The 24973-nt window shown below is 66.3% G+C and carries 21 protein-coding genes, 1 tRNA gene and 1 riboswitch; of the genes, 9 read left to right on the top strand and 13 right to left on the bottom strand.

Annotated features, from left to right (window positions below; all coding sequences use genetic code 11):
• Positions 1-42: 42 nt before the first annotated feature.
• The 3 genes from E4J93_RS05255 (at position 43) to E4J93_RS05245 (ending at position 2652) form a co-directional block, all read left to right on the top strand.
• Complete coding sequence (locus tag E4J93_RS05255) at positions 43-972, top strand: LysR family transcriptional regulator (RefSeq protein WP_147588426.1); 930 nt, start codon at positions 43-45, stop codon at positions 970-972.
• 89 nt (positions 973-1061) lie between these two features.
• On the top strand, positions 1062-1607 hold the full coding sequence (locus E4J93_RS05250; protein WP_147588425.1) for a Gx transporter family protein: 546 nt from the start codon (positions 1062-1064) through the stop codon (positions 1605-1607).
• Positions 1597-2652 (top strand): FAD:protein FMN transferase, encoded by a 1056-nt coding sequence (locus tag E4J93_RS05245; protein WP_255431927.1) that lies wholly within the window; start codon positions 1597-1599, stop codon positions 2650-2652. The genes E4J93_RS05250 and E4J93_RS05245 overlap by 11 nt, the downstream gene beginning before the upstream one ends.
• Positions 2653-2778: 126 nt before the next feature.
• Here the strand turns inward: E4J93_RS05245 and murB are convergent, their stop codons facing one another.
• Positions 2779-3723 carry a UDP-N-acetylmuramate dehydrogenase gene (gene murB / locus E4J93_RS05240; protein ID WP_147588424.1) on the bottom strand — a complete coding sequence of 315 codons (945 nt, stop codon included), beginning with the start codon at positions 3721-3723 and terminating at the stop codon, positions 2779-2781.
• 97 nt (positions 3724-3820) lie between these two features.
• A riboswitch (FMN riboswitch) is annotated at positions 3821-3956 on the top strand.
• A gap of 7 nt (positions 3957-3963) precedes the next feature.
• Between murB and E4J93_RS05235 the strand changes: the two genes are divergently transcribed.
• The 3 genes from E4J93_RS05235 to E4J93_RS05225 are packed head-to-tail and all read left to right on the top strand — an operon-like array spanning position 3964 to position 7154.
• The gene (locus E4J93_RS05235; RefSeq protein ID WP_147588423.1) at positions 3964-4521 is read left to right on the top strand and encodes an ECF transporter S component; all 558 of its coding nucleotides are present in this window, start codon (positions 3964-3966) and stop codon (positions 4519-4521) included.
• A gap of 7 nt (positions 4522-4528) precedes the next feature.
• Entirely contained in the window at positions 4529-6376 is a 1848-nt protein-coding gene (locus tag E4J93_RS05230) for an ABC transporter ATP-binding protein (protein WP_147588422.1), read from the top strand.
• Positions 6360-7154: an energy-coupling factor transporter transmembrane protein EcfT gene (locus E4J93_RS05225; protein WP_147588421.1), complete on the top strand. Its 795-nt coding sequence runs from the start codon at positions 6360-6362 to the stop codon at positions 7152-7154. The genes E4J93_RS05230 and E4J93_RS05225 overlap by 17 nt, the downstream gene beginning before the upstream one ends.
• Here E4J93_RS05225 and E4J93_RS05220 read toward each other — a convergent pair.
• The gene (locus tag E4J93_RS05220; protein WP_147588420.1) at positions 7151-8164 is read right to left on the bottom strand and encodes a polyprenyl synthetase family protein; all 1014 of its coding nucleotides are present in this window, start codon (positions 8162-8164) and stop codon (positions 7151-7153) included. The genes E4J93_RS05225 and E4J93_RS05220 overlap by 4 nt on opposite strands.
• A gap of 106 nt (positions 8165-8270) precedes the next feature.
• Positions 8271-9329, bottom strand: coding sequence for a UDP-glucose 4-epimerase GalE (galE, locus tag E4J93_RS05215; RefSeq protein WP_147588419.1), 1059 nt, complete (start codon positions 9327-9329; stop codon positions 8271-8273).
• 179 nt (positions 9330-9508) lie between these two features.
• On the opposite strand from galE, the gene E4J93_RS05210 reads away from it, so the two are divergent.
• The gene (locus tag E4J93_RS05210) at positions 9509-10711 is read left to right on the top strand and encodes a CHAP domain-containing protein (RefSeq protein WP_147588418.1); all 1203 of its coding nucleotides are present in this window, start codon (positions 9509-9511) and stop codon (positions 10709-10711) included.
• A gap of 233 nt (positions 10712-10944) precedes the next feature.
• On the opposite strand, the gene E4J93_RS05205 is transcribed toward E4J93_RS05210, so the two are convergent.
• The 3 genes from E4J93_RS05205 to E4J93_RS05195 are packed head-to-tail and all read right to left on the bottom strand — an operon-like array spanning position 10945 to position 14244.
• Positions 10945-11790 carry a TVP38/TMEM64 family protein gene (locus tag E4J93_RS05205; protein ID WP_147588417.1) on the bottom strand — a complete coding sequence of 282 codons (846 nt, stop codon included), beginning with the start codon at positions 11788-11790 and terminating at the stop codon, positions 10945-10947.
• Positions 11791-11845: 55 nt separating this feature from the next.
• The gene (locus tag E4J93_RS05200) at positions 11846-13543 is read right to left on the bottom strand and encodes a HAMP domain-containing sensor histidine kinase (RefSeq protein WP_147588416.1); all 1698 of its coding nucleotides are present in this window, start codon (positions 13541-13543) and stop codon (positions 11846-11848) included.
• Complete coding sequence (locus E4J93_RS05195; protein ID WP_147588415.1) at positions 13528-14244, bottom strand: response regulator transcription factor; 717 nt, start codon at positions 14242-14244, stop codon at positions 13528-13530. Before E4J93_RS05195 ends, E4J93_RS05200 begins: the two co-directional genes overlap by 16 nt.
• Positions 14245-14488: 244 nt before the next feature.
• On the opposite strand from E4J93_RS05195, the gene E4J93_RS05190 reads away from it, so the two are divergent.
• Together E4J93_RS05190 and E4J93_RS05185 are read left to right on the top strand one after the other, a co-directional pair.
• The gene (locus tag E4J93_RS05190; RefSeq protein ID WP_187231617.1) at positions 14489-15397 is read left to right on the top strand and encodes a peptidoglycan-binding protein; all 909 of its coding nucleotides are present in this window, start codon (positions 14489-14491) and stop codon (positions 15395-15397) included.
• Positions 15398-15439: 42 nt separating this feature from the next.
• Positions 15440-15513 (top strand) — tRNA-Gln (locus tag E4J93_RS05185).
• 112 nt (positions 15514-15625) lie between these two features.
• Here E4J93_RS05185 and E4J93_RS05180 read toward each other — a convergent pair.
• The 7 genes from E4J93_RS05180 to acpS all read right to left on the bottom strand — a co-directional run bounded on the left by E4J93_RS05180 (position 15626) and on the right by acpS (position 24840).
• Positions 15626-17461, bottom strand: coding sequence for a carbon starvation protein A (locus E4J93_RS05180; protein WP_147588414.1), 1836 nt, complete (start codon positions 17459-17461; stop codon positions 15626-15628).
• Positions 17462-17884: 423 nt separating this feature from the next.
• Complete coding sequence (gene tsaD, locus E4J93_RS05175; RefSeq protein WP_147588512.1) at positions 17885-20284, bottom strand: tRNA (adenosine(37)-N6)-threonylcarbamoyltransferase complex transferase subunit TsaD; 2400 nt, start codon at positions 20282-20284, stop codon at positions 17885-17887.
• A gap of 89 nt (positions 20285-20373) precedes the next feature.
• Positions 20374-20874, bottom strand: a complete 501-nt coding sequence (gene tsaE / locus E4J93_RS05170; protein ID WP_147588413.1) for a tRNA (adenosine(37)-N6)-threonylcarbamoyltransferase complex ATPase subunit type 1 TsaE — start codon at positions 20872-20874, stop codon at positions 20374-20376.
• Between the two features lie 2 nt (positions 20875-20876).
• Positions 20877-21533 (bottom strand): uracil-DNA glycosylase, encoded by a 657-nt coding sequence (locus E4J93_RS05165; RefSeq protein ID WP_147588412.1) that lies wholly within the window; start codon positions 21531-21533, stop codon positions 20877-20879.
• A gap of 7 nt (positions 21534-21540) precedes the next feature.
• A complete protein-coding gene (gene alr / locus E4J93_RS05160) occupies positions 21541-22692 on the bottom strand; it encodes an alanine racemase (protein WP_147588411.1) in 1152 nt (383 codons plus the stop codon).
• A gap of 2 nt (positions 22693-22694) precedes the next feature.
• The gene (locus tag E4J93_RS05155; protein ID WP_147588410.1) at positions 22695-24308 is read right to left on the bottom strand and encodes an NAD(P)H-hydrate dehydratase; all 1614 of its coding nucleotides are present in this window, start codon (positions 24306-24308) and stop codon (positions 22695-22697) included.
• A gap of 22 nt (positions 24309-24330) precedes the next feature.
• Positions 24331-24840, bottom strand: a complete 510-nt coding sequence (acpS, locus tag E4J93_RS05150; RefSeq protein ID WP_147588409.1) for a holo-ACP synthase — start codon at positions 24838-24840, stop codon at positions 24331-24333.
• Positions 24841-24973 lie beyond the last annotated feature (133 nt).

The following is a 24973-nucleotide window of genomic DNA, read 5'->3' as shown; positions in this document are numbered from 1 at the left end:
AAGAGGTAGAAGGCATTTCATCACAGCGCCCAAGGAGGAAGCATGGAGCTACGCGAGATCGAGACCTTCCTCGCCATCATCGACTGCGGCACGTTTTCAAAGGCGGCCGAGAAGCTCGGCTACTCGCAGTCCGCCGTGACCACGCAGGTCAAGCAGCTCGAACACGACCTCGGCGCGCGCCTGTTCGACCGCGTGCCCCGCGGCGCCGTCCTCACCGACCAGGGCCGCGCATTCGCTTTCCACGCCCAGGAGCTCATGGGCGCCGCGCGGGCGGCTCGGGCCTCGGTGGCGGCCGACCCGCTCGATTCGCACGATATGACGGGGACGCTGCGCATCGGCGCCGTGGAGTCCATCGCCACCGCCATCCTGCCCGATCTGCTCATCCGCTACCACGAGGTCTGCCCGCACGTGCAGGCCGTCGTCGTGAGCGCGCCGCGCGACCTCATGGTGGAGGGCCTGCGCAACAACACCCTCGACCTGCTTCTCACCATGGAACGCCACCTGCACCTGCCCGGCCTGGTCACGCACGCGCTGAGGCCCGAGCCCGTCGTCTTCGCCGCGGCGCCGCAGCTGCTGGCCGCATGCGACGTCGCGGCGGACGCGGGCGACCCCCTGGGCGCCGAGCAGCTCGTCCAGCTCCCCTTCGTCCTCACCGAGCACGGCGAGAGCTACCGCCTCGAACTCGATCGCGCCCTCGACGCGCTCGACCTGCGCATCGACCCCCTCGTCGAGGCAGGCAACACCGAGACGCTGGTCCATCTGGCCGAAGCGGGCGTGGGCGCCACCTTCGTTCCGCGCTTTTCGGCCCGGCGGCGCCTCGACGCCGGCGCGCTCGTGGCGATCCAGACCGACCTGCAGCCCGTTCGCATGGAGACCCAACTCATCCATCACAAGCAAAAATGGATCACCCCGCCCATGGCGCGCTTCATCGAACTGCTCGAAACCGAGCTCGGACCGGGCGCCGAAGCATAGCGATGCCGCCCGTTCCGAGCAGCGCGGGCGAACGCGCGGGCGCATGCGAATGGCGCCATCGCCGGCAACCGTTCGGTATACTTAGGCGCATGGAACAACGAACCGCACCACAACGCCACCGCCACGACTCGCCCGGACGACGCGCCGCCCTCTACGGCGTGCTGGCCGCCATGGCGCTCGTCGCCGGCTACCTGGAGATGCTCCTGCCGCTTCCCGTCAACGTGCCCGGCATCAAGCTCGGCCTGGGCAACGCGGTGGTCCTCTTCGCGCTCCGGCGCCTCGGCGCGCGCCCAGCAGCCATCCTCATGCTCTGCAAGGTGGTGGCGTCCACCATCCTCTTCGCCAACCCCCAGACGTTCGTCTTCAGCCTGGCGGGCGGCGCCCTTTCCTGGCTCGTCATGGCAGCCGCCGAACGCAGCGGCGCGTTCTCGCTGGTAGCGATCTCGGTGCTGGGAGGCATCGCCCACAACGTGGGCCAGCTGCTCACCGTGGCCGCGCTGCTATCCCCGGGGGTCGCGTGGGTCAACGCGCCGTTCCTGCTCGTGGCAGGCGTGCTCTGCGGCGCCGCGGTCGGCGTGCTCGTGCGCGCCGTGGACGCGGCCCTTCCGCAGAAAGGCATGCGATATGGCAGATGACGCGCTGATGCGGCCCGCGAGCCGCCGCTCGATTCTGGCCGCCGCGGCGACCGCCGCCGGGAGCCTGCTCGGCACCTGCGGATGCGCGACGAACGCCGGCGGCGGGGCGGCGGGACGCTCGGTCGAACCCGTCACGGGCTCGACCTTCGCATTCGATACCTATTGCACGTTCACCGTATACGGCGATGACGCCGCGCCCGCCCGGCTCGCAGCGGCCTGTGCGCGCTTCGACGAGCTCTTCGACCTCTACGACCCCGCCAGCGATATCGCCCGCATCAACGCCGCGGGCGGCGCCCCCGTATCGGTCGACCCCGACACCGTCGCCCTCGTCCGATACGCGCTCGATTATTGCGCCGAGGCGGGCGGGCTGTTCGACATAACGATCGGAGCCGTCTCCACGCTGTGGGACTTCCAGGCCGGCGCGCGTCCGAGCGACGAGCAGGTCGCCGCCGCGCTGCCGCATGTGGATTGGCAAAAGGTCGTCGTGGACGAGGCGGCCGGCACCGTTCAGCTCCTCGACCCAGAGGCCCGCCTCGATATGGGCGGCATCGCCAAGGGCTACATAGCCGACCGCCTCTGCGAGCTGCTGCAGCGCGAAACCAACGCCTCCGCCGCCGCGCTCTCGCTGGGAGGCAACATCGCCTACCTGGGTGCGAAGCCCGACGGATCGCCCTGGAACACGGGCATCCGCGACCCCAACCACCCCGGTGGGAACCGCACCGTGGGCACCGCGCGCCTCGCCGGCGGCTCGCTTGTGACGAGCGGCCTGTACGAGCGCACGTTCGAGCTCGATGGCGTCACGTACTGGCACATCCTCGACCCGCGCACCGGGATGCCGGTGGCCACCGACACGGCCAGCGTCACCGTGGCGTGCCCCTCGTCCGCCACCGCCGACGCGCTCTCCACCACGCTGTTCGTAGCCGGCAGCCGCGAGGGCGCCGCCCTGGCCGACGCGCATGAGAAGACGGCCGCCTACTTCATCAAGACAGATGGTTCGACGGCCGAGAGCAGCTCCTGGCAGGAGCTCACGGATTTTAAAGCATAGGACGGCGGCGCCATACAACCCGCCCTCCCGGTAACGCGTCGTCCGACGCGAGAGAAGCCCGCAGAGGGCCGCCGCCTCAGATTCGTGCCTGTCCCTTTTCCGAGGCGGTCCCTTTTCCGAGGCGCGTTAGAATTCGCCGATGCGACGGACCTCGGGCTCGAGGTCCACGCCGAACTGGCGCTTGACCTCGGTCTGGATGTGCTCGATGAGGCCGCAGACGTCGGCCGCCGTGGCGCCACCCGTGTTCACCACGAACCCGCAGTGCTTCTGCGACACCTGCGCCGCGCCCACCGAGGCGCCGCGCAGCCCCGCATCCATGATGAGCTTGCCGGCGAAGTACCCTTCGGGGCGCTTGAAGGTCGATCCGGCCGAAGGCATCTCGAGCGGCTGCTTCTCCTCGCGGCGCGCCTGGAAGTCGTCCATGGCGAAGCGGATCGCATCGGGGCTGTCCGGCGCGAGCGCGAACGTCGCGCGCAGCACGACGAGGCCATCGGAGTTGATACGGCTCTTGCGATAGCCGAACGCCAGCTGGTCCGCCTCGAGCGTGCATACCGAACCGCGCTGCCCGCGCTTGCTGGGCACGTAGACCTCCACGGACTCCAGCACATCGGCCGTCTGTCCGCCATAGGCGCCCGCGTTCATGAAGCATGCGCCGCCCACCGTGGCGGGGATGCCCCACAGGGGCTCCATGCCGGACAGGCCCGCATCGGCCGCCGCGAGCGCCACGTCGCGCAGCAGCGCGCCGGCCTCGGCCGTCACGCGGGTGCCCGACACCGAGATGGCCTGCATGGTATCGCGCAGCAGCACCACGACGCCGCGAATGCCGCGGTCGCCCACCAGCAGGTCCGACCCGTTGCCCACGATGGTCACCGGAACGTCCGCGAACGTGCAGGTATCGAGCACGCGCACGAGCTCCTCGGGCGAATGGGGGCGCACCAGCAAGTCCGCGGGACCGCCGATCCGAAAGGTGGTATGCAGCTTCATGGGCTCGACCATGAGGACGTCGTCCTCGCCCACGATGCCGCCCAGCGCGCACATCAGGTCGGGATTGAAGCTTTCGTGTTCATGCATGGGGCACCGCCTCGTCGTTGCGTTCTTTACGATGCCTATCATACCCAGCGGCCCGAACCTTGCATACCGCTCCATAAAGCGGGTATAGTGGCGCTTGCATATGTTTCAGGGCGGGGCGCGATTCCCCACCGGCGGTGAGCGGCCACGCGCTGCAAGTCCGCGAACCGCATACAGCGGCCGATCCGGTGCGATTCCGGAACCGACGGTTATAGTCCGGATGAAAGAAACGGAGGATGCCTCATGAGCGGCACCACCAACACCAAGACCATCGCGCTCACCGCGCTCTTCACCGCCGCGTCGCTGGCGCTGAGCTTCATCCAGATCCCCATCTTCCCCGCCGCCCCGTGGCTCATGTACGACCCCTCGGGCATCGTCTGCCTCATCGCGGCCCTCATCTTCGGGCCCAAGATCGGCGCCGCAGCGGCCATCATCTCCTGGATCCCCCGCGTCTTCCTCGATCCCTTCGGCGCGCCCATGGGCATCCTGTCCACCTGCGCGCTGGTGGTTCCCGCCGCCCTCATCTACCGCGCCGGCGGCCGCACGCGCAAGGCGTCGCTCATCGGCATGCTCGCCGGCGCGGCGCTCTCCATCGCGGTCTCCTGCGCCATGAACCTCGTGGTCACGCCCCTCTACACGCCCATCAGCATCGAAGCCGTGGCGGGTATGATCATCCCCATCCTGCTGCCCTTCAACACCATGAAGATGGTCATCAACGTGGCCGCGGGCAGCGCGCTGCTGGGCCCCTGCCTCAACGTGGCGGGCCCGGGCGCCGGCACGGGCGACCGCAGGAAGCGCTAGCCCCGCCATGCCCGCCGCCGTAGCCCCCCGTTCGAACACCAGCTGCATCGAGCTCTCGCACGTCGACTTCCACTACGGAGACGACGGCGATGCGCCGGCGCTGCACGACATCTGCCTGCGCATCGAGACAGGCGAGCACGTCTGCGTCCTGGGCGGCAACGGATCGGGCAAATCCACGCTCGTACAGCTCATGAACGCCCTGCTCGTCCCCTGCGCGGGAACGGCGACCGTCTTCGGACTGGACACCGCCCTCCCCGACGCCGTGGCACCCATCCGCCAGCAGGCGGCCATGGTGTTCCAGCACCCCGAGGACCAGATGACCACGAGCATCGTGGCCGACGACGTGGCCTTCGGACCCGAGAACCTGGGCATCCCCTCCAAGCAGATCGCGCAGCGCGTCGACGACGCCCTGGCCACCGTGGAGATGGCGGCCTTCGCGCAGGCCGACCCCGCCGACCTCTCGGGCGGCCAGCAGCAGCGCGTGGCCATCGCCGGCGCGCTTGCCATGCACCCGCGCGTGCTGCTACTCGATGAACCGGGCGCCATGCTCGACGCGGCCGGCCGGAGCATGATCCAACGCACGGTCGCCCAGCTCAACCGCAAGGGCATCACCATCGTCCACGTCACGCATTTCATGGACGAGGCGCTGCGCGCCACCCGAGCCATCATCCTGGAGCGGGGCCGTATCGCGTTCGACGGCGACCCGCGCGAGGCGTTCGCCCAGCCGGAGCTTATCACCCGCCTGGAGCTCGAGCTGCCGCCCTACCTCGATATCGCCGTGCGCCTGCAGGAGGCGGGGCTCGCCGTCGCGCAGACCGGCGACCCGCACGAGCTCGCGCGCTCCATAGCCGGAGCGCTGCGCGTCGGGCGCGGCGAGCGCGAGGCCATCATCGACCCGTCGGTCGCGCGACCTCGGACCGCCGCCGCCCTCCGGACCCCGGCGGCCGGAGCGGCTCCCGCTGTACGCTTCGACGACGTCTCGTTCTCGTACGCCACCGCGCGCTCGCCGCGCAAACGCGCCCGCGCGCCGTTGTTCGGCCGCACGCGCCGCGCCGAAGCGCCAACCACGTTCGCGCTCGAACATGCAAGCTTCACCATCGCCCCCGGCACCACCTGCGCCTTCATCGGCCGCACGGGCTCGGGCAAGTCGACCGCCATGGAGCTCGCCTGCGCGCTCAAGGTCCCTGTCGCCGGCACGGTGGACGTCGAGGGCATCGACACCGCCGACCTCGAGCGACGCCGGGAACTCCGCCGCCGCGTGGGCTACGTGTCGCAGCTACCCGAGCGCCAGCTCTTCGCCGAAACCGTCTACGACGACGTGGCTTTCGGGCCGCGCAACCTCGGCTGCGCGCCGGACGAGACGGACCGCCTGGTTCACGAAGCGCTGCGCGCCTGCGGACTCGAGCCCACCGAAGCGCTCCTCGCGCGGTCGCCCTTCGCGCTCTCGGGCGGCCAGCAGCGCAGCGTCGCCCTGGCTGGCGTTCTCGCCATGAAACCGCAGGTTGTCGTGCTCGACGAACCCATGGCCGGACTCGACCCCATCGGCCGTGCGGGGCTTGCCCGCCTCCTCGGCCGCCTCAAGCGAGCGGGCGTCACGCTTCTGCTCGTAAGCCACTCCATGGACGACGTGGCCGCGCTGGCCGACCGCGTGATCGCACTCGACGCCGGACGCGTCGTGGCCGACGGCGCCCCGCGCGACATCTTCTTGCAAGATACCCCGGTCCTCGCCGACCTCGGCGCCCCCGCCGCCCTCGTGCTCACCCGCCTGCTCGCGGACGAAGGCGTCAACCTCGACGCCTCCCTCGTCCCGGCCGATCTTGTAGAGAAGGTGATTCGCCATGGCGCTGCGCGCTAGCATCGGCCAATACTACTCGGCCTCGTCGCCCCTGCACCGGCTCGACCCGCGCGCGAAGCTCGCGGCCACCGTCGCCTTCATGGCAAGCTGCTTCTTCGTCCACACGGGCGCCCAGCTCGTCCTGGCCGCCGCGGCGGTGCTCGCAGCCATCTGCGCGGCGCACGTGCCCATGGGCCGGCTGCTCTCCCAGATCAAGCCAATAGCCCTGTTCCTGGTGGTGACCTCCATCGTCAACCTGTTCTTCGTGCAGACCGGCGCCGTCGTGGCCGCCTGGGGCCCGGTGAGCATACACGCGGGCGGCGTCGAGGCGGCCGTCCTGTACACCGCGCGCTTCTTCCTGCTGCTGCTCGCCGGCTCGCTGCTCATGCTCACCACCACGCCCACGGCCATCACCGACGCCATCGAGCGCGTCTTCGCGCCCCTCGAGCGCTTGGGGGTGCTGGTCGGGCAGGCATCGACCATCCTGTCCATCGCCTTGCGATTCGTTCCCACGCTTTCGCGCGAAGCCGAGCACATCCTCGCCGCGCAGACCGCGCGCGGCGCCGACCTCGAGAACAAAGGGGCCCTGGCCTTCGCGCGCGCCTGCGTGCCGCTGGTGGTGCCCCTCTTTTCGAGCGCCCTGCGTCATGCCGACAACCTCGGCCGCGCCATGGACGCCCGCTGCTATATGAGCGGGCCCGCGCGGACGCACTACCACGAGCTCAAGCTCGACGTGCGCCGCGACGGGCCCTTCATCGCGCTGGTCGCCGTCTATCTCGGCGTCCTGGCCATCCTCTAATTCAAGCGGTCGACGAAGAAATCGGCCATGCTCATGAACAGCTCGCGGCAGTGCTCGTCGAGCTCGATATCGCGGATGAGCTCCTTGGCCGCCGCCGTGAGCTCGAGCGAGTAATCCCGCGCGAACTCGATGGAACCCGCCTCCTCGAACAGCTCCACCGCGCGCGCCAGCAACGCCGGATCGCTCGTGCCGGCCTGCAGGATACCGACCAGCTCGTCGCGATGCCCGCTGTGCGCGAGCGCATGGACGGCCACGAGCGTGCGTTTGCCCTCCGTGATATCGGTGCGGTAGTCCTTATTGGATGCTTCCTTCTTGCCCACCAGGTTGAGCAGGTCGTCCTGGATCTGGAAGGCCAGGCCCGTGTTGAGGCCGAAGGCGCGCAGCGCGGCGATCTGCTCGGGCGTGCCGCCGCCCATGATGGCGCCGCAGGCCAGCGGGGTGGCGCCGCTGTAATACGCCGTCTTCAAGGTAGCCATCTGCAGGTAGTCATCGACGGCGAGATCGAAGCGGCCGTCGCGCACCCAGCCCAAATCGAGCGCCTGGCCCTCGATGGTGCGCGTGGTCATATCCACGAGCTCGCGCAGCAGCCGCACGCGCATATGATCGTCGAGCGTGTCGTCGCGCAGCACCGTACCCGTGACCAGCGAGAGCGCCAGGTCGCCGCAATTGATGGCGATGCCCTCCCCCTCCGCGATGTGCATGCACGGCTTGCCGCGGCGCAGCTGGCCGTTATCGGCGATATCGTCGTGGATCAGCGCGGCCGTCTGGAAGTGCTCGATCGCCGCCGCCGCGCTACGGGCCGAAAGGAAATCGCCGCCCACGGCCTTGCATGCCAGCATGCAGATGAGGGGGCGGTGGCGCTTGCCGGCGTTATCCGTGAAGCGCCCCAGGGGGGCGTACAGGTACGCGTCGACATCGGCGCTCTGCGTCTGGTCGCGGAAGAACGAGGCCAGATAATCGTTGATCTCATCGAAGTGGCGGTTGAGAAAGCCGGTGAACGGGGTCTGCACGGTGAATCATCGATCCTTTACACGGGGGTCTACAACGAACCGCGCGCCGCGCCCGCGCCTTGGCGCGAGCGGACGCGCGGCATAACGTTCCTGCGGGCAGGTCAAGCTATTCCGAGGCGAACCCGTTGGGGTTGCGCGACTGCCAGTTCCACGAATCGCGGCACATGTCGGAGATGTCGTAGCGCGCCTTCCACCCCATCTCGCGCTCCGCCTTGGAGGCATCGCCGTACACGGCGGCCACGTCGCCCTCGCGGCGCGGGCAGATCTTATACGGCAGGTCGCGGCCGCACGCGGCGCTGAACGCGCGCACCACGTCCAAGACCGAGCTGCCCGTGCCGGTGCCCAGGTTGAACACCTCGACGCCGGTCCTGCCGTTCATCCAGTCGAGCGCCGCCACATGGCCGGTCGCAAGGTCAACCACATGGATGTAGTCGCGGACGCCGGTGCCGTCGGGCGTGTCGTAGTCATCACCGAAAACCTGGACGGCCTCCAGCTTGCCCACCGCGACCTGCGCCACATAGGGCACGAGGTTGTTGGGGATGCCCTTGGGGTCCTCGCCGATCAAGCCCGAGGAATGGGCGCCGATGGGGTTGAAATAACGAAGCAGGACGATATCCCACTCAGGGTCGGCGGTGTGCAGGTCGGTAAGGATCTGCTCGATCATCCACTTGGTCCAACCATACGGATTGGTGGCGGGCTTCTTCTCATCGGTCTCGCTCACCGGCAGGTTGTCCGGATCGCCGTACACGGTGGCCGAGCTGGAGAAGACGATGGACTTGCAGCCGTGCGCGCGCATGACGTCGCACAGCACCAGCGTGTTCTCGATGTTGTTGTGGTAGTACTCGAGCGGCTTGCGCACGCTCTCTCCCACGGCCTTGTATCCGGCGAAATGGATCACGCGGTCGATGCGATGCGCGTCGAAGATGGCGTTCAGGGCATCGCGGTCGAGCACGTCGGCCTCGTAGAACGTCAGGTTCTCAGAGGCCTCCTCGCCGGCGATCTGCTTGATGCGCTCGACGGCGACAGGGCTGGAGTTGGACAGATTGTCCACGATGACGACCTGGTATCCGCGCGCCAGCAGCTCGACGCACGTGTGGGATCCGATAAAGCCGGCGCCACCCGTAACGAGGACGCAGGTATCCTTCGGAGCAAGCTTATCTGCCATGGAAATCTCCTCTCGATTCATAAGCAGGGAAAAGTATAGCGCACACCTACGACGCGGCCGGCGCACCGCCGCCTCCCTTGGATTTCCTTCCTTGTTATTTCATGGAACGGGCAAGAGTGGGGTATCCTTTGTTGGAGGCAATTTGGCCGACATATACATACACATCAGACGGAGCCCATATGTCACAGCCACACACCACCGACCAGGAGCAGCAGTCCGCACTCGACGCGCTCCTGAGCATCTCCTATCAGGAAGACCTCTCCCGCCGCCAGGCCATGAAGGCGCTCTTCGCGCTGGCCGGCACCGCGGTGCTGTTCGGCGGACCGCGGAGCGCTTCCGCCGCCACCGCCAGCAAGGAGACCACCGATGCGCTCGCCGCCGCCCAGCAGCGATTCGACGAAGCGCAGGCGCAGATGAACGAACTCGCGGGCGAGTTCGAGAAACTCAGCATCGCCCAAGATAAGACCATCGGCCAGATCGAAGAGGTCCAAGCCGATATCGACGACACGCAGGAGCAGATCGAAGAGCAGCAGCGCCGGCTGGAGAAGAAGCAGGAGGTTCTCGCCGAGCGCGTCTCGAGCAGCTACAAGAAGGGCGGCGGCAACCCCCTGAGCATCCTGCTCTCCTCTGCCTCGCTCGACGAGCTCATCTCGAACAGCTACTACCTCGGTAAGGTCAACGCCAGCGACGAACGCGCTATCGACGACGTCCAGCGCGCCCAGGAGGAGCTCCGCGAGACGAAGGGCGCCCTGGAGCTGCAGAAGCACGACCTTGAGGAGCTCAAGGCCCAAACAGCCCAGCAGCTCGAGCAGATGAAGGCCAAGAAGGACGAGGTCCAAACGCTCATCGACGGCCTGGACCAGGATGTCAAGGACCTCATCAACAAGCGCGACGCCGAGATCCTCGCCGCGGCCGCGGCCGAGGAGGCGGCGCGTCAGGAGGCCGCGAACCGACCCACCACTTCCATCCCCGGCAGCGGCCAGGGCTCCGCGAGCGCCGGCAACCGCCAGCAGCTCGTGGTTTCGTGGTGCCACAAGACGCCGTCGCCCGGCCTGGGCCTGTGCGCCTGGTGGGTATCGGATGTCTTCGAGCGCGCGGGCATCTGCCGCGTCTCGGGCAACGCCGACGATATGTACTACGCCTGGTGCAACAGCTCAAACAAGGCAAACCTGCAGGTAGGCATGATTATCGCCGTATCGTCCCACGGGCACACCGCCGCGGGCCGCATCTACGGACACGTGGGCATCTACGTGGGCGATAACACCGTTATGGACAACATCGGCTACATCCGCAGCATCAACGTGGATTCGTGGATCGCTTACTACGGCGACGTCGTCACCCCGCGCTGGGGCTGGGCCAACGGTATCAACCTCGCGGGATAGCCGCCGTCCAGGGCCTGCGGCGCCCCGAACGCACCGGCGGACGCCGCGCTGGGCACCGTGCGTATGGAAACCGACCGCTTACGGCTTCCAAAGCGGCGAAAAAGCATACGTATAACGACAAGGGCATACGTACAAGAACGCGGCCCCGGTCCCGGAACGCATCCCGGGCCGGGGCCGCTTTCATATGCGAGCGCAATCGATGCTAGCGGGACGCGATCACCCGGCCCGCACGCCTACTCGTTGTTGCAGCGCGATTCGAAACGACGGTAGACCCAAGCGCCCGCCAGCACCAGCACGGCCGCCACCGCCACGGACACCGCCATGACGCCGTACTCCCCCGTGCCGAAGGCCGCGGCGGCGATGGTCGACGTGACGATGGACGGTATGCGGCCCAGCGTGGCGATGGCCAGCATGGGGGCGAAGCGCACCGACGTAAGCCCCGCGACATAGGTGAGCACGTCCTTGGGCGTCCCGGGGATCAGAAACACGACGAGCATGATCAGCTCGAGGCGCCGCGCATTTCGCATCCACCCAAAGCGCTCGATCTGCTCGCGCTTGCAGAAGAGGCCGACAACCTTCCAGCCCCAGCGCCGCACCGCCCCATATACCAGCGACGACCCGATCGCCGAGGCGAGCAGGCACAGCGCAGTGCCCTCCCAGAACCCGAACGCATAGCCGCTCGCCAGCTCGATGGGCTCGCCGGGAAGCACCGCCACCACGATCTGCAACGTGTTGATCGCCAGGAGCGCCAGGCGGCTTAGCACCGCATGGTCATCGACGAACGCATGTACCGCGTCCGGGCTGGATAGCCATGCATACGCTTGGGGCAGCACGCTCCAACCAGCAGCCAGCACGGCGCCTACCGCCACCACCGCCGCAAGCGCGGCGCTCGCGCGCAGGGCGCGGCTGAAGCGCGGACCTCCGCCGTCATCGGGCGCACCGCCCGCAGCCGCGGGTCCGTGCAGCGCGGACTCGCGTTCGGGAGACGCAGCCCCGCCGAAGAGCGGTCGCACGCTCGCCGCCTCCCCGGCTGCCGCCGCCGCAGACGCGCTGCCTTCGCCTCGTCCTCGTGAAAGCATGATGACTCCCTTCCTATCGTGAGCATCAGCTTCCCAAACGCATGTCAACCTTTTGTCAACGCGACGAATCCCTTTGAGATTTCCCAGGGGACGCTGCGGTTTTCACCGTATCCCCAGCAGGCTCGGCGCCGCCGTCCGCATCGAACACCGCGCGCACCCGCGCGCCGCCCTGGCTGCCATTGGCCAGCTCGATCGCCCCGCCGTGCAGGCGCGCGAGCGTTGAGGAGATGTTGAGCCCCAGGCCGAAATGCTCGGCCGACTTGTTCTCGCTGAAGAACGGGTCGCACCCGCGCCGCAGCGCCTCGGGTGTGAAGCCCGGCCCGTCGTCTTCCACCACGATGCTCAGGCGCAAAGCGGCCCCGAGCGACTCCGTGTAGACGCGGAGACCCACGTGGACCCCGCTCGCCGCGTGCACGCAGGCATTGCTCACGATGTTGCCCAGGACCTCCTCTACCAGCGGCATGTCGAGGGCGAGCTCGCCCGTGCCCTCCAGCTGCCGCGAGTAGGAAACCTCGAGCCCGGGCCGACGGGCCATCGCGACGTCGCGCGCCGCCGACTCGATGCGCCCGCAGGCCTCCGCCGCGCCGACCGCCTCGCGCACGATGGCGCGGTCTTCAAGCTTCGACAGGCCGCCCATGGCCGTCGCATACGCTTCCAGACGCGCAACCTGGCTCGCCAGCACCTCCAAAGTCGCCTCGTCTATCCGCTCGCCGCGATTCGCCCGCAAGCGCGCCATCTCGACCGTGCCCTTGAGCACCGTCACCGGCGTGCGCAGGTCGTGCGCGAAAGCAGCGTTGAGCCGACGGCGCTCCTCGGCCGTACGCCACAGCTCACGCTGGGCATCCAGCAGCGATGCGCGCATATCCTCGAGCGTGCACGCAAGCGACCCCAGCTCCCTGCCCCGTACGGGCTCGATGGCAAAATCCAGATCCTGCCTGGCGATGCGCTGCGCCGCGCCCGCCAGCGAGCCCAACGGCCCTGCGATATGCAGCCGGTAGAAACGACGGAACATGATCCAGGCCAAGCCGCCGTAGAACACGAACGGCGCCGCCAGGTTGAGCAGCATGCCCAGCGCGTACGGAGCCGCGTCCGCGGGGATGCCGTCCGCGTAGTACGCCACGTTCGAGACCATGTCCGGACCGAACGCCTGGCGCAGATCGACCCCTGTCGCCTGCTCGAAGAGGGCCACGGCATCCACGCGGCCCGCCCGGTTGGCGCGATCATAGGCCGACAGGCGGTCGGGCGCGATGACGCCGCGGTCGTCCAGGACATCCTCCGAGGTGAAGCCCGGCTCGTAGTTGTAGTTGAGGCCCCAGTCATACAGATCGACCGTGCCGGCGCGCACCAGCCCCATCGTCGCATCGGCCTCGGGATACCGCTCATCCGGCGACTCCTCGTACGACTCGATCGGCTCGCGTTCGGGCTCGATCTCGCGCTGCACGCCCACGAACACGGCGTAGGGGTTGTCGCCTGGCAGGTTGATCTCGGTCGCCGGCACGAGCTCGTCTCGTCGTGCGTCGTAGATGTACGGGCCCGTCTCGATCGAAGCGCGCGTGAGCGTTCCGTCGCCCGCCTCGATCTCGACCGTGTAGTAGACCGATTGGCGCGCATCCACCACGCTCAGCACCGCGGCCGTACCCGCCGTGGCTATTACGAGATAGCTGGCCAGATATGCCACGAACACCGTGCCCAGGGGCCGAGCCCGCCACCAGCGCGCCACGCGCTCGCGCGCGACCGCTACCGGGCGGACCATCGGTACCCCACGCCCCAGACGGTCTCGATGCATTCCGCAGGCGCGCCGGCCGCGGTGAGCTTCTTGCGCACGCGGTGCACGTGCTCGCGCACGATCGACGGGTCGCCCGCAGCATCCCAACCCCATACGCGCTCGTAGATAAGATCGCGGTCGAACACGCGGCCCGGACTCTTGCTCAACAGCGCCACGATGTCGAACTCGGTGCGCGTGAAGTCGACGCGGCGCTCGCCCCCGCCCGCATTCACCGTCACCTGGCGCTCGCCATAATCCACGGTAACCCCCTGGAAGAACTTCACCGACTGCTCCCGCTCGCGATGGCGGCCCTCGCGCGCGATATGCGCGGCCACGCGCCGTCCCAGCACTTCCAGCGAAAACGGCTTGAGCACGTAGTCATCGGCGCCGGCGGCGAAGCCGTCGATCTGGTCCACGTCCTCGATGCGGGCCGTGAGGAAGATGATCGGGCAGGCGAGGTGCTCGCGCAGGCGGCGGCACACCTCGAAACCGTCCATCCCCGGCATGTTCACATCGAGCAACACCACGTCGACCGGCTCGGATGCACGCTGCAAGGCCTCGACGCCACTCGACGCCGTAAGGGTGCGATAGCCCTCCATGGTGAAATAGTCCGCCAGCATACCTGCGATCGCCGCCTCGTCGTCGACGATTAGAATCGTTCGCTGCGGGCGGCCGTCCCTTGTCTGCATTCGGCACTCCTCGTCGTTGGCACAATAGGTCCGCATGCTATCGTGCGCTGCAAATATCTACATTGTGTCACCATTTGACGTCTTTACAGACGCCGCTGTTCTGGATGGATTCTTTCTTCTCGTCCGCAACCTGGGACGGTTTGCCGCGGGCATATGCGCGCCATCTTGCTACACTGGTACGGAAAGCAACTGTTTCGCCCCGCGCCGACGCGGGGCGCGCACCGTATACTCGAAAGGGGTTTCGATGGAATCGATCATGCAGGGCATGACCGGCCCCGCTGTGGACGACGTGCAAACGCGCCTCGTCTCGCTTGGCTTCGCCATCGACGAGGGCGAGCTCTCGCAGCAGCGCTTCGACACCACCACCTGCGCCGCCGTCCGCGCGTTCCGCACCGAGCACCAGCTGCCCGACGGCGATTTCGTAGACGCCGCTTGCTGGTCTGCCCTGGTAGACGCCTCCTACAAGCTCGGCGACCGCACCCTCTACCTGCGCCTGCCCAATTTCCATGGCGCCGATGTGCGCGCACTGCAGCAGGCGCTCAACACGCTGGGCTTCGCCTGCGGCGTTGACGACGGCTACTTCGGCCCGCATACCGAGGCCGCACTCAAGCAGTTCCAGGAAAACGTGGGCCTGTTTGCCGACGGCATGGCCTTCCAGGACACCTTCAACTACATCAATCGCCTGCACCACGTATGGAAGGACAAGCCGTCCGCGGTGGCCGCCAACGGCGAGGCGCGCACTGGTTTCGCCCGCGCCGCCAGCGCTCTCGAACGCGCTCGCTTCGCGGTAGGCGGCGAGGACGCGCTCACGCGCAACATCGCGTCGCGCATCTGGAACATCGCCACCGCCACCACCGAGAACAGCGGCGTGATGCTGTACGAGGGAGAGATCCCCGAGGATACCGATGTAGTGTTGATGCTCTCGACCAGCGAGCTGCCCGAGGACGCCGAGCCCCAGGCCACCATCGCGCTGGCCGAGTGCCACAACCTCGCGCAGCGCCTGCGCACCGCCATCATGGCATCCAAGCAGCGCCCGGCGCTCATCCGCCTCGAGCTGTCCGACCTCACGAGCTGCGGCACCTTCACATCCAGCGATGCCCAAACCCTGGCGATCCGCCTTCTCGACGGCGTTTGTGATGCATTTGCCGAATAAGTGCGCTACACTAAATGCCTAGCTCGACAGAGCAACCCATCTTGGGGCATCGTCCAGCGGCAGGACCCCGGTTTTTGGTGCCGGTTACGGGGGTTCGAATCCCTCTGCCCCAGCCATGCAAATGACAACCCAGCTATCTCCCGGTAGCTGGGTTTTTCCATGCGTCCCGCAAAGTCGGTACCCATACAAAAGCCCGGACGCTGCAGCAGCGACCGGGCTCCGTTCATGCTATGCGCTCGCAACCTCCGCATCCGCCGTTGCCGCCGCGTGGCGGGCGGCCGCCACCTTGGCGCGACCCATCTCGGACCACTCGGGCTCCTCGTCCGGCATCGAGCCAACCTGTTTGCCCACGAGCTCCTTCAGGCAGTTCACGGCAACGATCAGGCCGAGCGCCACCAGCAGCACGGCAAACACCAGCTGCAGGCCCGAGGTCGCCATCGCCGCTGCGCCGCCCGCCTGCAGCGCCTGCAGGCATCCCAGGATGCTCATCCCCAGCGAGGTGAACGTACACACCAGCAGAAACGCCACGGGAACATACAGCATCCAGCCCGTGCGGCCCGTGCACTTGCAGAACACTGCGAGCGTGATCATCGTCATGCCGCCCAGCAGCTGATTCGAAGCGCCAAACAACGGCCAGATGTTGAGGTAGCCGCCAAACGTGAGCGCCAAGCCGGGCAGCAGCGTCACCACGGTGGCAAACCACGGATTGCCCAGCACCTTCATCGCGCCGGCCTTCGCACCCTCAACGGCCAGCGCGTCGTTGGTCGAGGCGAAGAACTCGGAGAACGAGGTACGACCGATGCGCGCTACGGCGTCAAGCGAGGTAAGCGCGAGCGCCGACACGTTCATCGTCATGAAGACGGTCGCCACCGTACCATCGACGCCGAACGCCTGCATACCGCGCGCCACGCCGGTTGCGAAGATCGCGAACGGGGTCGAAGCCACGCCGCCGTTCAAGGCGCCCGTACCGGCGGTGTTCATATCCGAGAACATGATGCCGGCAACGATGATGGCCAGCACGCCCACGAAGGATTCCACCACCATGGCGCCAAAGCCGACCTTGACCGCATCGACCTCGTTCTCAACCTGCTTGGACGAGGTGCCCGAGGATACCAGGCTGTGGAATCCGGACAGCGCGCCGCAGGCAACGGACACAAACAGGACGGGGAACATCGTGCCCGAAGCAGCCGTGAAGCCCGTGAACGCCGGAGCCGTGATGGTCGCCCGACCGCCGATACCCAGCACCACGATACCCAGCACCGCGCAGGCGATCATGACGATCATCATGATGGAGGTGAGGTAGTCGCGCGGCTGCTTGAGCACCTGGATGGGCATCGCGCCGGCGCATACCAGATAGACCATGACGACGGCGATCCAGCCGTTCAGGTCCAAATAGATAGGGAAGCGCATACCAACGGCAAACATGAGGACCATGAGCACCATGCCCGTGACGAACTCGCGTGCACCGGCGAGGTTGAAGCGGCGCTGCGCCCAGCCGAAGCCCATGGCAACGAAGGTGAACAGGATCGAGATCGTGCCCGCGCAACCCGCCGCATAGGATTTCGTGAAATCGACGGCGCCGGCGGCATCGGGCGTGAACTTGAAAGTGCCCGCGACCATCGAGGTAAACGCAGCGATCACGATGAGGCAGAACAGCCAGCAGAACAGCAGAAACAGGCGGCGACCCGTCTTGCCGATGTACTTCTCGATGAGCTGGGCAAGCGACTTGCCGTTGTTTTTCATCGAAGCGTACAGCGCGCCGAAGTCATGCACCGCACCGAAGAAGATGCCGCCCACCAGCACCCACAGCACCACCGGCAGCCAACCGAAGGCCATGGCCACGATGGTTCCCGTCACGGGGCCCGCGCCGCAGATCGAGCTGAACTGATGGGAGAACGCCGTAAACGCCGACGCGGGCGAGAAGTTCTTCCCATCCTCCATGCGGCGCGCAGGCGTGAGCGCGTCGCGGTCCACGCCCCACGCATTGGCGAGCCACCTGCCATAACCAAGGTAGCCCGCCGCCAACACCACCGCGGCAACCACCATCAATACCACGCCGTTCATATCTCTCCTCTCCCCCGAAAACTTGCAAGCCATAAAAAACGAGGGCCGTCGATCCTTCTCGACGGCCCTCGTCTCGGTATCAGCCGCCCGTGCGAAAAGCACGAGCGGCGTGATCAGCGCAACCCGTGCTAGCTCATAATGCAAATAATGGATAGCTGGCGCTGATTCATGGCTCAAAACCCTCTGCAATCGCGATGGAAGCTCGCGCCCCATCTGAAAACGTTGACGAACGGAAGTATTGCGCTTTATTGAGATAGTGTCAATGCTGGGTCTTTCAGGTTTCCTCTTTGTTTCGATGCCTCAGCCGCTCTTGAATACCGGGCGTCGCGCGCCTACGCGCGCCACAACAACGCCCCGTGCGCGCCCGATGCGCGGACGCTCCGGGCGCGCGCAGGGCGCGCAAACAGGCGGTTCGACCGAACGTTACAGCGTCATATTCGGGTCGGCGTCGATGTCGAGCTCCGCGAACTCGCCACGCAGATAGCGCTCGCGGGCCACTACGGCGATCATCGCGGCGTTGTCGGTGCACGCATTGGTAGGCGGTACCGTCACGCGGATCCCCTGGCGCGAGAGCTTCTCGATCATCATGCGGCGCAGATGCGGATTGGCAGCCACGCCGCCGCCGATGCAGTACTCCTTGGCACCGGTCTCGCGCAGCGCGTTCTTCGCCTTCTTGTACTGCACGTCGAAGACGGCCGCTTCGAAGGAGGCAGCCAAATCGGGCAGATGCAGCGCGCGGCCCGCCTTCGCCTCGTTCTCGATGTACAGCGTCACCGCGGTCTTAAGCCCGGAAAGCGAAAAACGGTAGTCGCCGCGGCTGTTGAGGGCGCGTGGGAAGTCGATGGCCTTGGGATCGCCGGTCTCGGCCAGACGCGAGATGATGGGGCCACCGGGATACCCTAACCCCAGCGCCTTGGCAACCTTGTCGAACGCCTCGCCCACCGCGTCGTCGAGCGTTTCGCCCAGTACCTCGTAATCGCCCCAGGCGCGCACGTGCACGAGCATCGTGTGACCGCCGGACACCAGCGTGAAGATGAAGGGCGGCTCCAGATCGGGCGTGGTGAGCTTGTTGGCGAACAGATGCCCTTCCAGATGGTTCACGGCCACCAGCGGCTTTTGCGCGGCGAATGCGAAGCCCTTGGCAAAGGCGACGCCCACTACGAGCGCGCCCACCAACCCGGGTCCCTGCGTGACGCCCACGCAGGCGAGCTCGGACGGCGCAATCGGATCGGCGAGCCCCAACGAGGCCGCGGCTTCCTCGAGCGCGGCGTCCACCACACCCACCATGACCTCGACGTGCTTGCGCGAGGCGATCTCGGGCACCACGCCGCCGAAACGGGCGTGAAAATCGATCTGCGTGGAAACCTGGTTGGCCAAAAGCGCGCCGTCGACGTCGATGACGGCCACCGCCGTCTCGTCGCACGAGCTCTCGATAGCCAACACCAGCTCGCGCGCGGCTATGCGCTCGCGCTCCTCGGGCGTGCGCGCGGACGCGGACAGCGGCCAGGTGCGCGCAGCGGCGGCCGTGGGCTCGGGCGATGCGGCATCGACCGGCAGCACGAGCGGCAGCTGCGCAACCATCACGCAAGCATCGGCACCGGGACCGTAATAGCCGCGGCGCAGGCCGCAGCGCTCGAAGCCTAGCGCCTCATAGAGCGCGATAGCGCCCTCGTTGCCGGCCTCCACCTCGAGCGAGGCGCTCGTGCAGCCAAGCATCTGCGCGTCATAGCTCACATGGGACAGCAGCTTGCGCGCGATACCCTCGCGACGGCGCTCGGGAGCCACCGCCACGTCGAGGATCTGCACATCGGTGTCCACGACCATGCCGCCCGCCAGGCCCACGATCTGGCCGTTGTCATGCGCCACCCACCATGATCGAGGCGCTGCCACATCGTCGGAAAGCTCGGACAAGAACAGCTGGGCCGACCACGGCGCATGGTTCGCATCGGCAAAGCACGCATCATCCAATGCCGCTGCCGCTTCCACATCGGCCGAACCCATGGGGCGCAGCTGCAGATGACGCCCGGCGAGCTCGTCGGCCACGCCCGTCACCTCGCTCGTGGCGCTCTGCGCCAGGCCCAGACGCTTGCGCTCGTTTTCCTCGGCGTCCGACAGGCGCGTGTAAATGGGTAATACCAGCGCGGGGTCGCCTGCCTCCACGCCCCCGCCGATGCCGGTGTCCGCCGCAGCCAGCAGCAAGCCCTCGCCCGACGGCCACCACAGCTCGCGCGGCAGGGCGCGCGCCATCAGGCCCGCCTCCTCGAACAGCCTGCCATAACGCACCAGTCCGTCACCAGTAAGCTGTAATTCACCGCGATCGGCTCGGTCCGCCCACTCCTCAACCGCCGCAGCGGCCTTCACCACGCGCTCGCGTTCGAACAGGCGGCGCGGACCCTCGTCCTCGACCGCATAGAGCGCCGGATATACCTCGCCGCGCATCGCATCGCCTGCAACGCCCACCAAGCCGCGCACGCCGGCGCGCCACGCTGTCCAGGCGCATGCGTCCAGCGTCGAGACGCCCTGCAGCGCAACATTGGCGCCGCGCGCCAGGCCCTTGGCCGTCGAGATACCGATGCGCACGCCGGTAAACGAACCGGGACCGCGGCCCACCAGGAACGCGTCCACATCCGAAACATGTTTGCCCGCGTCCTCGAGCGCGGTCTGCACCGTGCCCACCAGCTCGACGTTCGCTCGCCGGCGGCACAGGTGGTCGCGCGACGCCAGCAGCTCCACGTCGGCGCGGGCGCCATCGCGGCCCGGCGTCCACGCGGCGACCGCGCACGCGAGCATATCGGTCGAGGTATCAAGGGCAACAACAAGCATGTCGAACATCCGTATCCCATACGCGGCATTCACCGCATCGATTATCAGTACCTGCGCGCACCCGCGCGCTCACCGCACCTCGCGGCACGCTATGCGCACGCCGCCAGCACCGCCGCATCGATCGCCGCCGCGAGCTCCGCAGCGCGCGGACCCTGCGGCTCGAGCGCGATTTCGCGGCCGTTATCGCCCCGGCGCTCGATCTTCACCGTTAAGAATTCGTCGCACAGTTCGTCTTGGAACTGCTCTCCCCATTCCAACAGGCATGCCCCTTCGTAGCCCAACACGTCGAAGATGCCCGTATCCTCCAGCTCGAATGCGTGCTCGAGGCGATACAGGTCGAAATGGAAGAGCGGGATCCTGCCCCCGTCGTGCACCGACATGAGGGCGAATGTGGGGCTCGTCACCGGATGCTCGTCGCCCAGGCCGTGCGACACGCCCTTGGTGAAGTGGGTCTTGCCCACCCCCAGGCCGCCGGTCAAGATGAGCACGTCGCCGTCCTGCAACGCGCCCGCGCACAGCTCGCCGAAACGCACCGTGTCCTCGACGGCCGCGCTCTCATACCGGCCCGCCGCCTTACGCTTCAACGCCATGGCTAGTCCTCCAAACGCGGCAGGGCGTCCGAATGCCCCGCGGCCTCGCCGGTTGCGCGCGACGGATGTTCGGCCAGGTATTCACCGAGCATCTTAAAATCCTCTTCCAGCAGCCTCTGCCATGCTGGATTGCGCAGCGCCGCCGCCGGATGCAGCGTGGGCATCACCAGGAAATGCCCCATCTGATGAAAACGACCGCGCAGCTTCGTGATGCCGATCTCCGTCTTCAAGATGAAATGCGTCGCTGGATTGCCCAGGGTCACGATGATATCCGGCCAGATGCTTCGAATCTGCTCGCGCAGATACGGCGAACAGGCCAGCACCTCGTCGGCCTTGGGATTGCGATTCGCCGGCGGACGGCATTTCAGCACGTTGGCGATGTAGACATCCGAGCGCTCGAGACCCGCGAGCGCCAGCACGCCGTTAAGGTTCGCGCCTGCGCGCCCTACGAACGGCTCGCCCTGCTCATCCTCGTTCTTGCCCGGCGCTTCACCCACGACCAGCACGCGCGCCCGGGGATTGCCCGTACCGAACACGATGTTGCCGCGCGTCTCGAACAGCGGACACCGTCGGCAATCCCCCAAGACCGAACGGACCTCGTCGAGCGAGACCTCGCGCGGCCCCTGGTGCTCGTGGCCGGGAATGTGCATTACACCCATAGAACTCCTAAAGGTATACCTTTTTCAAACGCATACCGAAGCCGCACGCGACCTCGTAGTTGATGGTCCCGCGCAACGCGGCCATCTCGTCCATCGTGATAACCGCATCGCCGTCGCGACCGACGATGGTAACCAGCTCACCGATCTCGGCGTCCTCGACCGGCTGCGCGGTCATCTGCTGAATGGCGACCATGCATTGGTCCATGCAGATGTTGCCCACCTGGCGCAAGCGACGACCCTTATAAAGCACCTCCATGCGGTTGGAGAGCACGCGCGCAAGACCGTCGGCGTATCCGATGGGCAACGTGCAGATCTGCACGTTTGCACGGGGCACGCGGAAGGTGAAGCCATAGCCGACGCCCTCGCCCATGGCCGGGTGCGTCACACGCGTGATGCGTGCGCGCACGCTCATCACGGGATCGAGCGGGAATATCGGTGCGGTGCGCTCGCAGGGCTGCAAGCCGTACAGCCCGATGCCCGCGCGAATCATATCGAAATGCGTAGCGGGGTCCAAGATCGACGCCGGGGTGTTATCGCAATGCACGATACCGCATTCGCAATCGGCGTCCTTCATCGCCTGGACGGCTTCCCTGAAACGCCTCCGCTGCAGGCTGTACTCCCAGCTATCGGGATCATCCGCGGTGGCAAAATGCGTGAATACGCCGTCGCACTCGATACCTCGATGGAAGTCGATGCTACGACGGAACTCAAGCACGTCGGCATAGTGGACGCCGATGCGGTTCATACCGGTCTCGATGGCCATATGGTAGCGGCCAACCACGCCGAGCTCGACTGCGCGTTCGCCATAGGCCAACGCGAACTCAGCGGTATACAACGAAGGCATGATGTCGTATTGCAGCAGCAGGTCCACCGAGCTGGCAGGCGGCTCGCTCAACATGAGGATGGGGATCTTCACGCCGCTCTGACGCAGCTGTATGCCTTCATCGAGCGTGGCAACGGCAAACATGTCGGCGCCGGCGGCTTGCATGATCTTGGCGCACTGAGGGGCGCCATGGCCGTAGGCGTCGGCCTTCACCACGCAACACAGGCGCTGACCGGGCGCAAGCAGGTTCTTAAACGCCCGAACATTGCGCCTCAACGCACCCTGGTCGATCTCGACCCACGCCCAACGTGTCGCAGGCTCCTTGCTCAACGCCATCTTCACTCACCCTTTTCCGCTGCCTGGCGCACCTCGCGATACGCCTCGTCTTCGACCAGTTGCATCGCGCTGCCAACCAGGTCGACCAGATCCGTAGCTATCACGCTACGCGAGCCCATGGCCTCCGCGGCGGCATATCCCGTATACGAATGGATCGCGACCGCATACGAGGTAAGCAGCCCCCAGTCGTCCACATTCCCATGCGAGGCCGCAACGGTTCCCGCCAGGATGCCGGCGAGCACGTCGCCAGATCCAGCGGTAGCGAGCGAAGCGGGACCCGACATGGGTACGTAAACAGACTCGACGCCGACAATCGCGGTGGAAGGCCCCTTCGCCACGACCACGAGGTTATCAGACCCCGCGGCCCACACGATGCGCTGGGCGGCATCGATGGCAGCGCCCATGTCGGCGATATCGTCGCAATCGACCAGACGCGACAGCTCTCGATAATGAGGGGTCAAGATCAACGCCGACTCGCGACGATACAAGTCGGGATTGGTGTCGACGCCATCGATGCTCGCACGCGACAGGCAGTTCAATGCATCGGCATCCAAGATCAAGGGAACGTCCTGCTCGAGCAGTCCGGTAACGACCTTCATGCAGCCCGAAGCGGTGGTCATTCCGGGACCGCATAGCACGCAATCGTACTTCTCGGCGATCTCGCAGATAACGGAACGCGCCGCCGCGCCAAAACAGCCACGCGAGTCTGACGGAATACCGATCACGGGCACCGACGGAAGCGCCATGCGAATTAGATTCGCGCACGCGTCAGGTGCGGCGACGGTCACGTAGCCAGAGCCTGCACGAGCGGCGGCCTTCGCAGCCATCATGGCAGCGCCGGGATACATAGCGGAGCCGGCAACCACCAAAACGGAACCACGCGAGTACTTGTTCACGTTAGAGGGCAGCTCGGTAAAATAGTCGACCAGGTCAACAGCCTCGACTATCTCGGCAGCATGGTCCACGTCGCCTATTACTTCATCGATATCGTCGTACAGCTCGCCGCAGATAAGCTCGCCGCCGTACTCGGGACCGTCTCCGCTATACAGGCCGATCTTAGGCGCAAGCATCGTAGCCGTCACATCAGCGCGAACACATGCCTCAACGACGTGACCCGTCTGGGAATCAAGGCCCGACGGCACATCGATGGAGACGATTCGAGAACCCGATTCGTTCAGCGCCGGGATCCAAATAGAAAACGGAGCACGCAGGGAGCCGTGGAAACCCGTTCCCAAAATGCCGTCGATGACGACATCGGCTTCGCGCGCGAGCTCGATAAGCTCATCGCGAGACGGACCCACGTGCACGGTGACATCGCGCCCAGCAGTGCGACGAGCAACATGACGCGCAAGCGCGCTGGGTATCTCATCGGGCTCGACAGGCGAGACGACGTCCACCTGAACGCCCTTCTGCTGCAGAATATCGGCAGCGACCCAGCCGTCACCGCCGTTGTTGCCAAATCCGTTCACCACGAGCACGCGGCTGGGATGCATATCCCACACGATGCCCGCCACGAATTCGCCGGCTAGCTCGAGCAGTTCTGCGCGAGACGTGCCCTCTTTTTCAATAATGTCCTCAAGACGTGCAATTTCATCGGTGCCCAGAACAGGACGCATCGCAATCCCCTTTTGTCTACTTCTACGCTTCCAGGTTCAATTCATCAAGCTGGACGCGTTCAAGTTCGTCCAATACGGAACGCGCCTCACGAAACGAGCGGGCGATCCGCTGCTTCTCGCTTTCCTTGTCCTCTTTTTGCTTAGGACGGGCATCGGCCGTGATTGTCATAGCGTTGGCAACAGCGACATCCGACGTAAAGGAGAGCGAAAGAGCGATTTCAAGAATACCCATAGACGTGGCGATTTCAAGCGCACGACCCGAAAGCACGGCCTGGGGTTTCCCCGACTCATCCCTGCACACGGACACATCCTTGCGTCCCACGCCCTGGGAAAATCCCGTGCCGAGCGCCTTGAGAACCGCCTCACGGGCTGCAAACCGACAAGCGTAATGAGCGGCGGGACGCGTGGAAGCGTCGCAATACGCACGCTCCTCCTCCGTGAACACGCGCTCTGCGAAAGACGGCGTGCGCTCAAGGACCCGCTCCATGCGGGATATATCGACGATATCGACCCCAATGCTCGTAGCGCCCATAGGTACCTCCAAAACACTATCAGGATGTCTATTGTATCCCGTAGGAGGACGAGCGCTGAAAAGTCATAAGAAACGAAGGAAGGGGCCCTCCCCCGCGGGAGGACCCCTTCCATGCACCGAAGTGCCGTCCACC

Source organism: Collinsella sp. BA40 (assembly GCF_008014645.1).
Classification (GTDB): domain Bacteria; phylum Actinomycetota; class Coriobacteriia; order Coriobacteriales; family Coriobacteriaceae; genus Collinsella.
Note: the sequence above shows the minus strand (reverse complement) of the source record. Positions and strands in the feature narration are given on the sequence as shown.

Bases quoted from the DNA above. Each gene is read 5' to 3' on its own strand.
- E4J93_RS05255 (WP_147588426.1), top strand. From the start codon at position 43: ATGGAGCTACGCGAGATCGAGACCTTCCTCGCCATCATCGACTGCGGC.
- E4J93_RS05250 (WP_147588425.1), top strand. From the start codon at position 1,062: ATGGAACAACGAACCGCACCACAACGCCACCGCCACGACTCGCCCGGA.
- E4J93_RS05245 (WP_255431927.1), top strand. From the start codon at position 1,597: ATGGCAGATGACGCGCTGATGCGGCCCGCGAGCCGCCGCTCGATTCTG.
- murB (WP_147588424.1), bottom strand. From the start codon at position 3,723: ATGCATGAACACGAAAGCTTCAATCCCGACCTGATGTGCGCGCTGGGC.
- E4J93_RS05235 (WP_147588423.1), top strand. From the start codon at position 3,964: ATGAGCGGCACCACCAACACCAAGACCATCGCGCTCACCGCGCTCTTC.
- E4J93_RS05230 (WP_147588422.1), top strand. From the start codon at position 4,529: ATGCCCGCCGCCGTAGCCCCCCGTTCGAACACCAGCTGCATCGAGCTC.
- E4J93_RS05225 (WP_147588421.1), top strand. From the start codon at position 6,360: ATGGCGCTGCGCGCTAGCATCGGCCAATACTACTCGGCCTCGTCGCCC.
- galE (WP_147588419.1), bottom strand. From the start codon at position 9,329: ATGGCAGATAAGCTTGCTCCGAAGGATACCTGCGTCCTCGTTACGGGT.
- E4J93_RS05210 (WP_147588418.1), top strand. From the start codon at position 9,509: ATGTCACAGCCACACACCACCGACCAGGAGCAGCAGTCCGCACTCGAC.
- E4J93_RS05205 (WP_147588417.1), bottom strand. From the start codon at position 11,790: ATGCTTTCACGAGGACGAGGCGAAGGCAGCGCGTCTGCGGCGGCGGCA.
- E4J93_RS05200 (WP_147588416.1), bottom strand. From the start codon at position 13,543: ATGGTCCGCCCGGTAGCGGTCGCGCGCGAGCGCGTGGCGCGCTGGTGG.
- E4J93_RS05195 (WP_147588415.1), bottom strand. From the start codon at position 14,244: ATGCAGACAAGGGACGGCCGCCCGCAGCGAACGATTCTAATCGTCGAC.
- E4J93_RS05190 (WP_187231617.1), top strand. From the start codon at position 14,489: ATGGAATCGATCATGCAGGGCATGACCGGCCCCGCTGTGGACGACGTG.
- E4J93_RS05180 (WP_147588414.1), bottom strand. From the start codon at position 17,461: ATGAACGGCGTGGTATTGATGGTGGTTGCCGCGGTGGTGTTGGCGGCG.
- tsaD (WP_147588512.1), bottom strand. From the start codon at position 20,284: ATGCTTGTTGTTGCCCTTGATACCTCGACCGATATGCTCGCGTGCGCG.
- tsaE (WP_147588413.1), bottom strand. From the start codon at position 20,874: ATGGCGTTGAAGCGTAAGGCGGCGGGCCGGTATGAGAGCGCGGCCGTC.
- E4J93_RS05165 (WP_147588412.1), bottom strand. From the start codon at position 21,533: ATGGGTGTAATGCACATTCCCGGCCACGAGCACCAGGGGCCGCGCGAG.
- alr (WP_147588411.1), bottom strand. From the start codon at position 22,692: ATGGCGTTGAGCAAGGAGCCTGCGACACGTTGGGCGTGGGTCGAGATC.
- E4J93_RS05155 (WP_147588410.1), bottom strand. From the start codon at position 24,308: ATGCGTCCTGTTCTGGGCACCGATGAAATTGCACGTCTTGAGGACATT.
- acpS (WP_147588409.1), bottom strand. From the start codon at position 24,840: ATGGGCGCTACGAGCATTGGGGTCGATATCGTCGATATATCCCGCATG.